Below are 12,205 nucleotides of genomic sequence, written 5' to 3' on the forward strand. Positions count from 1 at the left end.
GCTAGGCTGCGGCGCTTCTTTCGCCCATCTGCATGATTTCGATTTCGTGCCCTTCGGGCGTGTGCACGAAGGCGATCCGCGCCGGTCCGAATTGCACGGTCTCGCCATTCTGCTTCGCCCCCGCCACCAGCGCGCGGGCAAGATCGGCGTCGAGATCGCGCGAGATCATGCCCACCGGGCCGTAGCCATTTCCGGTCTCGATCGTGCGGCCGTCCTTCCAGTGGAACAGCACGATCGTCGTCGATCCCTTGCTGCCGGTCATCATGTGTTCGCGGAAAGTCGGCGTGTCGACCGTATCGGCATGGGTCAGGCCGAAGCCTTTTTCGAAGAAGGTGGTGGCCGCGTCGATATCCGCGACGGTCAGTTTGACGAAGGTGAACAGGGCTGGGGTCGTCTCGTTCATGCTATGTCCTTTCGGGCGGCCGGACGGCTCGCGCTGTGATGTATGCGGGCCGTCACGAAGCCTTGTCCTGCAACAGTCTGTCCCGCGCCTCGCCTCGGGGACGCATCAGGCTCTCCTGTGCGACGCTGGCGACCATCCGGCCCTGCAGATCGTAGAAGTGGCCGCGATTGAGGCCGCGGGCATGGCCCGCCCAGGGGCTCTCGGTAGCGTAGAGATGCCAGGCATCGAAATCGGGCGTTTCGTGAAACCAGATGGCGTGGTCCAGCGATGCGGCCTGCACCTGGCTGCTCCCCGGCCGGACGCCATGCGGAAGCAGGGCATTGCGCAGGAACATCATGTCGGATGCGTAGGCGAGCAGCGCGCGCTGCATCAGCGGGTCCGCACCCGACGGCTCGCGCATCCGCATCCAGACCGCGGTCTGCGGCTTGCTGGCCCCCGCGCCGAACAGCGAATCGGGTTCCAGCGGCACGATTTCTATCGGGCGCTTCTGCAGGCGATCGACAAGCGGGGCGTCGTTCGCCCGCGCACTTTTCGATCGCCAGTCTTCCAGCGCCGATAGCGCCGCATCAATGTCCAGATCGAACGGGGATGGGGTCGCATGCTCGTGGCCTGCTTCCTCGATATGGAAGGATGCCGTCATCGAGAAGATCAGCGTGTCGCCCTGCATGCCGTCGATCCGGCGGACCGCGAAGCTGCGGCCTTCGGAAAGCGTCGTCACGGTGTAGCGCACCCGATCCGTACTGGCCCCGGCTTTCAGGAAATGCGCATGCAGCGAATTGGGCAGGCGGCCGCCGTCTTCCGCCGCGCAGCCTGCCATCAGCGCCTGCGCGATGGCCTGTCCGCCGAACAGGCGCGGGCCCATCGCCGGGCCGGCGGGGCCTTCGAAAACATGCTCCCCCATCGCTTCGACCGCGAGAATTTCCGGTAGCTGGACGATGTTCTCTCTCCCCCGTTTCCATACCCGATATTCAGCGTGAGCGAGCCTGACAAGCTCTCCGGTGTGGATTGCATCGCAATTTCCGCGAGAAAATGCGGATTTGTTTCGTATTGACACCCTAACCAATAGCGTGAGATAAAGCAGGGCGATAATTCAGGAGATGCCGATGACTTATACGAAGGGCCGGATCGTCAACGACGCCGATTCGCACACGATGGAAACGCAGGACTGGCTCGCCCCCTATCTGGAGGGCGAGTACAAGGAGATGTATTCGCAGGTATATTCCAAGCGCGACGGCGGCGACCGGATCGTGAAGATGATCGATGCCGCGAAGGCGCGTAAGAGCGATCCCGAAGCGCGCGCCAAGGCGCTGGAAAACCCCATCGAGGGGGCCAAGGGCTGGCTGGGCTACGGCGGGTTCGACAAGGACGAGCGGGTCGAGGCGCTCGACTGGCTGGGCTTCGAGCGGCAGCTGGTGTTCCCGACCTTCGGTCTGGGGGCGATCACCAAGGCGGAAAGCGATGACCAGCGCTATGCCGCCGCGACTGCGCTCAACAAGGCGCAGCAGGATTTCTGCGATGCTGACGGCCGCATGGACTGCGTGGCATTCACTCCGCTGGACGATCCCGAGCGCGGCCTGGCCGAGGCGAAGCGCGCCGTCGAAGCGGGCGCGAAGGCGGTGATGTTCAGCGCGGGCCCGGCAGGCGACAAGAGCCCCGGCCACCCCGATCTCGATCCGTTCTGGCAGTATCTGGAGGACAACAAGATCCCCTTCATGCTGCATATCGGCCCGGGCACGAAGACGCAGCCCGCCAAGTTCAAGAACAACGGGCGCGAGCGCGCGGCGGACCTGCACGGTGGCGGCGAGAACCTGCGGTTCCCCGACTTCCTGTGCCTGTGGTTCGCCCCCCAGGAATTCCTCACCGCGATGGTCTATGATGGCGTGTTCCAGCGCTTTCCCGATCTGCGCGGCGGCGTGATCGAAAGCGGGGCGGGCTGGGTTCCCGAATTCCTGCGCATGCTCGACCATGGCTGGTATTCGTTCAACAAGACCGACCAGTACCTGAAAGACATGGACAAGCTGCCGTCCGAATACATCAGGCGGGCGGTGCGCTTCACGCCGTTCCCGAACGAGGATGTGGGCCGCATGATCCGCGATTCCGCGCCGGAGCTGTACCTCTTCTCGAGCGATTATCCGCACCCCGAAGGGACCAAGGATCCCTACGGCAAGTTCGAGGCTTCGCTGGAAGGCTTCGACGAGGAGGTGAAGGACATGTTCTACCGCACCAACTACGATCACATGATGTACCGCAAAAGCGAAGCAATGGCCGAAGCGGCCGAGTAACGCTCCTCTCGAGCAGACTGGGGGAGGCATCCGTTGGGTGCCTCCCCCTTTTTTTCCTCTAAGGTCAGGCGTTTTCGAAACGCATCAGCGCCACGATCGGATCGACACTGCCCGCATCGTCCAGATCGTCGCACAGCGCGATCAGGCGGTTCGCCGCCGCAACCCCGAGTACGGGCTCGATCAGTTCGTGCGCCTTTTCCTCCACCTCGGCCTTCGCCAGCGGGTGCGTGGGATAGCCCGGCACATAGGGCACGTAGCGTTCTTCCTGCGTGCCGTCCTTGCGGGTGAGCGTGACGCGCGCGCTTTCGGTGCGGTCCTCGCCTTCGCCCATTTCCTGCGCCTCGTCCCGCACCACGGTGACCTTGCGCGCGAAGTCGCGGGCAGCCGCGTCGTTCTCCTGCCGGTCGAGCGATTGCGCGTCGACGAAGTCGAGCCTTCCGTCGAGCATGATGATCGCGGCCAGATAGGGGATGTTGAGCGCGGGCATGTTCGCCCGTTCGAAAGTGGCCGCCTCGCCCGGCATGGCGACCACGATCTTCGCCACCTCTTGAGGCGACACGGTTCTACGCAGGTCCAGCAGGGCGCGCACGGCCGGCTGCGTCGGGCCACCCACCGGGTAGCGCTTCATCGCTGCCAGCGAGAGTTCGTACTCTTCGTTCAGTCCTTCGACGAGCGAGGCGTGGTTGGCCCCTTCGCCCTGGAAGGCGCGCCAGCGGAACCAGCCATTCTCATTGTCGAAGCTGGCCGGAACGCCGGTGAAGCCGATCTTCGCCATGCGTGCCGCCTGCATTCCGTTGCGCGCGCCCATGCCACCGAAGACGAACGCCTTCTCCACGTGCCGCACGTCGAGCAGCCACTGCCACGATCCCGAGGCCTGCTGCGCGCAATAGGCCAGCATGTGATCGACCTCATCCGTCGTCAGGTCCATCAACGGCGCTGCCGCTGCCGCTGCTCCGAAAGTGGGAGCAATGCCGTGATTGGCGAGGCCGGCGAGGTAGAGATTGCGCGTGCCGATCGCCTTGGGGAGCCTGCCAGCGATTTCGTACCCTGCAACCACCGCGCCCACGAGGTCCGCCCCGCTGCGCTGGTTCAGGCGCGCAGTCTCGATGGCGGTGGGAACGATGGCAGGGCCGGGCTGGACATAGGCCGACGGGATGAAATCGTTGATCTCGGCTGCGTGCGCCGTCATCCCCGAGGCGAAGACCGCATCCACCGGCGAGGCTGTCTGCCGCGAACCCAGGATCGGGCTGGTGCCCTGCGGCGACATGGCCTGCGCATAGCGGCGGCCCAGCTGCGACGCCTCGAGCGAGTGGCACGCGACGATGGAGGCCAGCGTGTCGAGAATGTGGAGACGCGCGCGTTCCCTGATCTGCGCCGGTATGCCGTGGTCGCACGCGCCCGCAATATAGCCCGTCAATGCAGGCGTAATCTCGCGCCAGCCCGCTCCGTCTGCCGCAGATTCCGGACCCTGAGAAGCTTGTCTTGCAGCCAGCGCGGGGGCCGTGACCGCCAGCGCGCTCGCGACCGATCCCGCCTTGATAAGCCCGCGCCGTGTCATGCCTCCGCCAGAACTCCTGCCAATCCCATTGCTCACCCACACTCTCCTTCTTTTCGCGTGGAAAGGTGCCGGGCTGCCTCCTGACAGTCAAACCAATAGTTATAAAAGGGTGCGGACCCAGGCGTACCACCTTGCCAATGCACCGGGGTGGCTGCACAGCGGGAGGATGGAAGCCGTGGCGGCAGAAGGAGATCGCGAGCAGGAAGTGCTCGCAGCAGCGGAAGCGCTGATCCGGGAAGGCCGGACGCTGAATCTCTCGCTCGGAGATATTGCCGAGAGGGTCGGTGTCAGCCGAAGCCTCCTCTACGTCTATTTCGACGGCATCCCGGCGATGATCGATGCATTGTTCAACCGGCACCTGGACCGGATGGAACGGACCGTCCTTCCCGATCCGGCTGAGGGGTCATCAGACTTCCACGACCGCGCGCTGGAGGCGTTCGATGCCTATCTCGATTACCTGATCGACAATGGCCCGATCCTGCAGCTGATCCTGCGAGAGCGGCATCAGGACAGCCCGCTCGGTCCGGCAAGCCGCCAGCGGTTTCGCAGCCTGCTCCGGCGCATCGCGCGCGAAACCTGCCAGGCACTGGACCTCGCGCCGCGCGAGGCATTCGTCCTGCTGGAACTGATTGCGGGCATCCCCGAATCGCTCGCGCCCCTCGTGCGTCTCGATCAGATCGACCGGGCAACTGCCCACGCAACCTGCCGCCGCCTTGTCGCGGCCGCGCTGAATGCGTTCAAGGTGAGGGCTGGCTAGTCTGCGTTTCCTGCGGCGACGCTTTCGTCGCTGAACGCTCCGGCCATTACCACGCCAAGGCAGATTTCCTCGACCATCGGGAAGGGCGCGCGCCTGCTTGCCGCGATGCCCCCGGCCTTCAGCGCCACTGCCGTGAGCGCCGCGGTCGAGGCGCGCGCGCTCTGCAGATCCATCCTTCCCTGGTCGACCAGTCTCTGAAGGATCGGTTCGCGAGCAGCATCTCTCAACGCTGCAAGTTCGGGCTTCAGGGCATCGCGCACTTCGGGCGTACGGAGCAGCATCTGCAGCAGCGGGCCGCGCTGTGCTGCCTCGTGCAAATAGCCGATGGTCGAAAGCATCACGCGCGTCTGCCGATTGGTACCACGCGCGATCCGCCTGCGGCGCTGCGATTCCTGGGTCGCGATCTCGCGGCGGGCGAGGGCCAGCAGCAGTTCCGTGCGGCCGCCGAAGCAATTGTGGACCTGCGTTTCGCTGATGCCGGCCTGGCGCGCCACTTCGCGCATGGTCACGGCAGACAGGCCATCCGAAATCGCGATTGCGGTGGCGGTGTCCATCAGGTGCCGCCGCCTCTCCTCCGCCGACATGCGCGTGCGCGATCCGGGCGACTGGCGGGCCTGGCGCCGCCCCAGCGCGAAGGTTTCGCTCAGGCCAAGGGGGGCGGGCGGAAGCTCGGGCTGCGGTGTGCGGCTGGCCGGATTGCGCGTCCAGTGCGATCGGGACGGACGGGGAATCGCCAGCCGGTCGCAGATCTTGGCGAGGCCATTGCCCGTCAGGCCATACCGTGCCGCGACGGTGCCCATCGGTTCGGACCAGATATGGTCGAAGAGTTCTGCCCGGGTCAGCTGCATCGCGCCAAGCTATTCAAAAGCGCCCGTTCCTGTCCAGCACATTGCCAAGAGAGGCGCTGTAATTAATCCGTCTCGAAATCGTACCCGATATTCGAATGTCTATGTTGTTAGATCGTAAACGGTGCGCTATGACAGCAGGTCAGAGGGGTTGGGAGAGAGGAATGAGGCAGCTTATTCTGTCGTTGATGGCCGCATCGGCGGGTTTGATCGCCCAGCCTTGCATGGCGCAGATGCCCGATCCGATCGACGGGGTCGAGGTTCAGACGCAGGCCGGAACACTTCTGGGATCGCGTGAAGACGGCGTACTGGTTTTTCGAGGCGTTCCCTATGCCGCTCCGCCGGTGGGCGACAATCGCTGGCGCCCTCCGCAGCCGGTCGAACCGTGGAAAGGCGTCCGCGCCGCGACCGCGCACGAGGCCCCGTGCACGCAGCCGGTCGATACCGACACGATGGTGGCCAATTTCGGCGGCGTGAACGGCGCGCAATCGGAAGATTGCCTCTATCTCACGATCACCGCGCCCGATAATGCGCAGGGCGCGCCGGTGCTGGTCTGGTTTCATGGAGGCGCGTTCTTCCTGGGGGCGGGCAGCCTCGGCTCCTACGATGGCACCGCCAACGCGAAGCGGGGCGTCGTCACGGTCAGCGTCAATTACCGCCTCGGCGCATTGGCCAACTTCGTCCATCCCGCGCTCGATGCGCAAAACCCGCAGGAACCCAAGGGCAATTACGCGCTGCAGGACAGTGTCGCCGTGCTCGAATGGGTGCGCGACAATATCGCCGCCTTCGGGGGCGATCCCGAACAGGTGACCATTGCAGGACAATCGGCAGGCGGTGGCATCGTCACCAACCTGCTTGCGATCCCGTCCGCGAAGGGCCTGTTCGACAAGGCGATCGTCCAGTCCGGCAGCCTGCTGCTGCCCGATCGCCCCAGGGCACAGGCGCAGGGCATGGCGATAGAGGCGCTGGAGACCATCGGCATCGGGGCGGACGCGACGGCAGACGACCTGCGCGGCATCTCCGCGCAGACCTTCGCTGCGTCCGAGCCGCTGCGCGCCGGCTTCTTCTTCACGCCGGACGACAGCTTCAAGCCGACCTCCACGATTGCGGCACTGCGGGCAGGCGAAGAGATCGACGTGCCGCTGCTGGTCGGCTCCAATCAGGGCGAGGGCGGCTTTCGCGGCGCACGCACTTTCGCAAGTCTTGCCGGAGACGAGGGCGCCCCGGCGTTCCTCTACCGCTTCGATCACACGCCCGCCTTCCGGGAGGGCGAGTGGACCAAGGGGCCGATCCACTCGGCGGAACTGATGTTCACCTTCGATTCGATCGACCAATCGAGCTGGGGCGGCGAGCGTGCCGACGCGGCGGATCGCGCTCTGGCGAGCACGGTCAACGAATGCTGGGTCGCCTTCGTGAAGATGGCGCCCGGGGCCCGCAGTTTCGAATGCGGCGCAGGGTTCGAATGGCAGCCCTATCGAGAGGGCGGCGATGTCGCGCTGATCGAGACAGGCGGGCTGCGAATGGCACCGGCCGACGGATTGCCGGACGGCCCCGAACAGGAGGAGGCCGCAAGCCCCTAGATTTAGAGCAACGACCATAAAAAGCCGGAAAATCGGCGATGAGGGAGAGAGACATGATTGGTAAACCGCAACTGCTTGCAGGCGCTGCATGCGCCGCATTCCTTGCCCCGGCGGCGATGGCGCAAAGTGCGCCTGCCTCCGAAGAGCCGCGAGACCCCGTGCTCGCCGAGCAAATCGAGTCCGACCCGGATACGACCATCGTCGTCACCGGCTCCTACATTCGCGGCCAGCGTGAAGACGGGGCGCAGCCGGTCGATGTCTTCGGCCAGGCAGAGCTGGATGCGCGCGGCATCGACAGTCCGCTGGAATTCATCAAGAGCCTGCCGTCCGTCGGCCCTGTGCTCGGCGATTCCAACCAGTACGGCGCCGGCGGCAGCCAGGGCGTGGGTTCGATCAACCTGCGCAGCCTTGGCCGCGAGCGCACGCTGGTGCTGTTCAACGGCCGCCGTTTCGCGACCGAACCGGGCGACGGCGCGGCGGACACCAACCTGATCCCGCTTTTCGCGCTCGACCGGATCGAAGTGCTCAAGGACGGCGCGGCATCGACCTACGGGTCCGACGCCATCGCGGGGGTTGCCAACTTCGTGACGCGGCGCAATTTCGACGGGATCGAAGTGGCCGGCGACTGGGAATTCGTCGACGGGTCGGACGACAATTACCGCGTCAGCGCGCTCGCCGGGTTCGATATCGGTACCGCCAACCTCATGATCGGTGCAGGGTGGCAGCATCGTTCCGAACTGCCGACCACCGCGCGCGATTTCACGCAGGTCCCCTATGCCGAAAACCCGACCGGCTGGTCCTTCCTGTCGAACCCCGGCCTCTACGCGCCGCTCGCCGTCGTTCCGGGCGCTGGCGTCACGACTGTCGGCCTGGGCGTGGATGGCAACCAGGTTGGTGCCTGTACGGCACTGGGCGGCGTCAGCGGCGTGTTCCCGCGCCCCGGCGCCTCACCGCTGCCGGTTTGCCGCTACAGCTACATCCCCTTCGTGAACCTGATCGAGGAGGAAGATCGCTACCAGGTCTATGGCCAGTTCACCGCCGATCTTTCGGACAAGGTCAGCTTCATGGCGGAGGCGCTCTATTCCCATACGGAGCTGCTCGAACTTGGCTATTCGCCTAGCTATCCCATCACCCAGGGCCCCAACGGCCCGGGTAGCGCGAGCGCCTTCACCGTGCCGGCCAGCAACCCCGGCTACGCCGCTTACCTGCAGCAGACCTTCGCGCCGGGTACGCCGCCGCGCCTGTTTACCCCGGTGCTCTCGTCCATCGTGCTGTTCCGGCCCTTCGCGCTGGGCGGCAATCCGCTCGACCCGCGCGGGGCAGGCCAGGGGCAGGCGATCAACGATGCTTGGCGCGTTTCGGGCAGCTTCGACATCGAGCTGTCGGACGCCCTGACGCTGCAAACCTCGGGCACGTACATCAACAGTTCGCGCACGGCGTTCTCCAACGATATCGTCAGCGATCGCCTTCAGCGCGCGCTGAACGGCTTCGGTGGGGAGAACTGCACGGGCACCACCCCGGGGGCCAATGGCTGCCTGTATTTCAACCCGTTCATCAATTCCGCGCCCGGCAATCCGGCGCTGGGCCTGACGAACCCGGCCTATGTTCCGGGTAACGAGAACTCGCTGGAAGTCATCAACTACATCACCCGGCGCAGCGGGACCGAAGCGACCGAAGAACAGTACATCTTCGATGCGGTCTTCGCCGGCGAGGCAGGTCTGTTCGGGCGGACGCTGGGCTATGCCTTCGGTGCGCAATACCGCAAGACCGACTTCGCGACCGATCCGATCAACCGCTTCAGCGATCCGGCCGCGTACCCTTGCGCCATCGACGGCGACACGACGTGCCTCGACGATCCGAACGACACGAACTTCCCGGTGGGCGCGTTCACCTTCCTCGGCCAGTATCCGCGCGCGCGCCTGTCCCAGGATGTCTACGCCATCTTCGCCGAAGCCCAGATGCAAGTGTTCGACGGTTTCGAGCTGACCGGTGCGATCCGTTACGAGGATTACGGCGGGCTGGTCGGTTCCACCCTCAATCCGAAGCTGTCCGCGCGCTGGCAGGTGACCGATTTCCTCGCCCTGCGCGGTTCGGTGGGTGACACGTTCCGCGGTCCGCTGCCCGCCGACCTGGGCACTGCCGGTGTCAGCGCCGTGGCCGGGATCGACGTGCTGGGCGGCGCCTACAAGGCGACCGACACCGTCGGCAATCCGGCGTTGGCGCCCGAAACGGCCCTCACCTACAATATCGGGGCCATCGTCGAATTCGGGGGCTTCAACTTCAGCGTCGATTACTGGACCTATGAATTCGAAGGGCGCTTCACCGTGCTGCCGGTCCAGGCGATCGCGGAGAACGTGGCGCCGGGCGGGCTCGACGGCACGCAGCTGGTGGATTGCTCCAGCCCCTTCGTGGCGTATGTGGTGTTTGCGGGCGGTACCTGCACGCAGGGCACGACGATCGGCAACGATATCAGCCGTATTCGCACGCAGGCCGTCAACGGCCCGGATGTGACCACGAGCGGGCTCGACTTCAGCGTCAACTACCGCACCCATCTGGGTCCGGTGAGGGTCAGCGTGGGCGGCAACGCGACCTACACGCTGGAATACAAGTTCAGCGATTTCACCTTCAACGGCCTGCTCTTCAGCCCCGGCTACGATGCCGCCGGCTTTTCCAACTACGATCGCGCCCCAGGCACGGTTTCGGAGTGGCGGGCGAGCGGTTACGCCAACTTCCAGATCGATCCTGTCAGCCTGACCTGGTCGAGCAACTTCATCGGCGGCGTGGACGACAACCGTTGTATCGGTCAGCAGTTCTGCGCGACGACCCCGGAATTCGGCGGCACGAATTTCGGGCGCCAGGTGGACGACTTCTTCGTCCACGACATCTTCGCCACGATAGACCTGCGCCTCGCGGGCGTCACGGCGGAGCTGCAGGCGGGGGTCGAGAACGTGTTCGATACCGATCCGCCCGAGGCGCGGCTGGAATACAGCTACGATCCGTTCATCGGTACCGCCAAGGGACGCACCTTCAAGATCGGCACGAAGGTCCGCTTCTGAGCGGCTTCGGCTGAACTACCAGCGAGGGGGCGGGAGTCTGGCACGGGCTTCCGCCCCTTCGTGTCGCAGACACATCGAACGGAGAGACCTTCATGCAACGTCATTTATTCGCTCCCCTCGTCTCGCTTGCCGCGCTGGCCATCGGCGGCGCGGCGAGCGCGCAGGAGCCGACCCTTGCCGACGCTACCCCCGTCGTGGAAACCGAAGCGGGACCGGTCCAGGGGCTGGAGCAGGGGGGCATCGATGCCTTCCTCGGCGTGCGCTATGCCGCGCCGCCGCTGGGCGATCTTCGCTTCCAGCCACCCGCCAAGCCCGAAGCCTGGGAAGGGATTGCCGACGCCACCGGCTACGGCGCGCCGTGCATGCAGCTCTATTCGGCGAGCGGGCCCAACGAGTCCGAAATGACCCGCCGCATACAGGCGATCTTCCCGACCTCGACCGAGGCGAAGATGGACAATGAGGATTGCCTGTTCCTCAACGTGTGGACCCCGGAGGCGGGCGATGGTGGCAAGCGGCCGGTGATGGTCTGGTTCCACGGCGGTGGCTACGCCTACGGATCGGGCAACTGGCCTGCCTATAACGGGCGCAATCTGGCCGAAAAGGGCGATGTTGTCGTCGTCACCGTCAACCACCGGCTCAACGCCTTCGGCTATCTCAACCTGGCGGAAAAGTTCGGCGAGGATTTCGCCGCCTCGGGCAATGTCGGCAATCTGGACCTCGTCCGCTCGCTTGAATGGGTCCGCGACAATATCGCGGCCTTCGGCGGCGATCCGGAGAATGTCACGATCATGGGCGAATCCGGCGGCGGATCGAAGGTCAGCCACCTGATGGCGATGCCTGCGGCGGACGGGTTGTTCGACAAGGCGGTGATCCAGTCGGGTCCCGGCGTGTTCAGCGGCAAGCCTGCCGAGGCGGCGGACTATGCGGCGAAGATTCTGAAGGCGGCGGGCGTCGAAACGCTCGACGACCTGCGCAACGTGCGCAGCGACGAGATCGTCGAGGCGGTGCGCAAGGCCACGCCTTCGGGCGCGATGGGCAGCGGACCGCAGTTCGGCCCGATTGCCGATGGCACGATCATCCCGCGCGATCCCTTCCTGCCCGCAGCGCCCGAGCAGTCTAGCGATATCCCGGTGCTGATCGGCTACAACAAGGACGAGATGACTTTGTTCGTCGCTGCGCAGCCGTGGTTCGGTCGGCTGACCGAGGGCACGCTCAATGCGATGACCGGGGCGATGGGCGAACAGGCGGTTGCGGCCGTCGCGGCCTATCGCAAGCGCTACCCCGACTATTCGCCCACCCACCTTGCCGCCATCGCGATGGGCACCCGTTTCGTGCGCGGCACCTATCTGCTGGCGGACCAGCAGGCGAAGACCGCGAGCGCGCCGGTCTATGTCTATCGCCTGACCTGGGAGACGCCCATAGGCGGCGGAATGCTGCGCACGCCGCACACGCTCGACATCCCGCTGATGTTCGACAACGCCGTGGAAAGCGCGGCCCTCGTAGGCACGGGCGAGGACGCGCAGACAATGGCCGACATGATGAGCGATGCGTGGATCGCCTTTGCCAAGACCGGCACCCCGTCGAGCGAACTGCTGCCCGAGTGGAAGGCCTACACGCCCGCCAATCGCAACGTGATGGAACTGAACGTCGAGCCGCAGCTGGTCGACGATCCCGAGAAGGACATCCGCGAACTGCCAAGCGAACTCTGATCGTGAACACAAAAA

9 protein-coding genes are annotated in these 12,205 nt (G+C 65.2%); 5 read left to right on the forward strand and 4 right to left on the reverse strand.

What is annotated here, in order from left to right:
- Position 1: 1 nt before the first annotated feature.
- Both ADAD_RS0101355 and ADAD_RS0101360 read right to left on the reverse strand, forming a co-directional pair.
- The gene (locus ADAD_RS0101355; RefSeq protein ID WP_010408433.1) at positions 2-403 is read right to left on the reverse strand and encodes a VOC family protein; all 402 of its coding nucleotides are present in this window, start codon (positions 401-403) and stop codon (positions 2-4) included.
- Between the two features lie 52 nt (positions 404-455).
- Complete coding sequence (locus ADAD_RS0101360; RefSeq protein WP_010408436.1) at positions 456-1,304, reverse strand: acyl-CoA thioesterase; 849 nt, start codon at positions 1,302-1,304, stop codon at positions 456-458.
- Between the two features lie 202 nt (positions 1,305-1,506).
- On the opposite strand from ADAD_RS0101360, the gene ADAD_RS0101365 reads away from it, so the two are divergent.
- A complete protein-coding gene (locus tag ADAD_RS0101365) occupies positions 1,507-2,685 on the forward strand; it encodes an amidohydrolase family protein (RefSeq protein ID WP_033193117.1) in 1,179 nt (392 codons plus the stop codon).
- Between the two features lie 64 nt (positions 2,686-2,749).
- Here the strand turns inward: ADAD_RS0101365 and ADAD_RS0101370 are convergent, their stop codons facing one another.
- Complete coding sequence (locus ADAD_RS0101370; protein ID WP_010408446.1) at positions 2,750-4,243, reverse strand: MmgE/PrpD family protein; 1,494 nt, start codon at positions 4,241-4,243, stop codon at positions 2,750-2,752.
- A gap of 166 nt (positions 4,244-4,409) precedes the next feature.
- On the opposite strand from ADAD_RS0101370, the gene ADAD_RS0101375 reads away from it, so the two are divergent.
- On the forward strand, positions 4,410-5,000 hold the full coding sequence (locus tag ADAD_RS0101375) for a TetR/AcrR family transcriptional regulator (RefSeq protein ID WP_010408448.1): 591 nt from the start codon (positions 4,410-4,412) through the stop codon (positions 4,998-5,000).
- Here the strand turns inward: ADAD_RS0101375 and ADAD_RS0101380 are convergent.
- Positions 4,997-5,848 (reverse strand): TetR/AcrR family transcriptional regulator, encoded by an 852-nt coding sequence (locus ADAD_RS0101380; RefSeq protein WP_010408450.1) that lies wholly within the window; start codon positions 5,846-5,848, stop codon positions 4,997-4,999. The two genes, ADAD_RS0101375 and ADAD_RS0101380, sit on opposite strands and share 4 nt — an antisense overlap.
- 161 nt (positions 5,849-6,009) lie before the next feature.
- Here ADAD_RS0101380 and ADAD_RS0101385 point away from each other — a divergent pair, with 161 nt between their 5' ends.
- From ADAD_RS0101385 to ADAD_RS0101395, 3 genes are all read left to right on the forward strand, one after another.
- Positions 6,010-7,425: a carboxylesterase/lipase family protein gene (locus ADAD_RS0101385; RefSeq protein ID WP_237700708.1), complete on the forward strand. Its 1,416-nt coding sequence runs from the start codon at positions 6,010-6,012 to the stop codon at positions 7,423-7,425.
- A 53-nt stretch (positions 7,426-7,478) separates the two neighbouring features.
- The gene (locus ADAD_RS0101390; RefSeq protein ID WP_029139814.1) at positions 7,479-10,481 is read left to right on the forward strand and encodes a TonB-dependent receptor domain-containing protein; all 3,003 of its coding nucleotides are present in this window, start codon (positions 7,479-7,481) and stop codon (positions 10,479-10,481) included.
- Positions 10,482-10,573: 92 nt separating this feature from the next.
- Positions 10,574-12,190, forward strand: coding sequence for a carboxylesterase/lipase family protein (locus ADAD_RS0101395; protein WP_010408458.1), 1,617 nt, complete (start codon positions 10,574-10,576; stop codon positions 12,188-12,190).
- The last annotated feature ends 15 nt before the right edge of the window (positions 12,191-12,205 follow it).

The organism is Citromicrobium sp. JLT1363 (genome assembly GCF_000186705.1).
GTDB lineage: Bacteria > Pseudomonadota > Alphaproteobacteria > Sphingomonadales > Sphingomonadaceae > Alteriqipengyuania.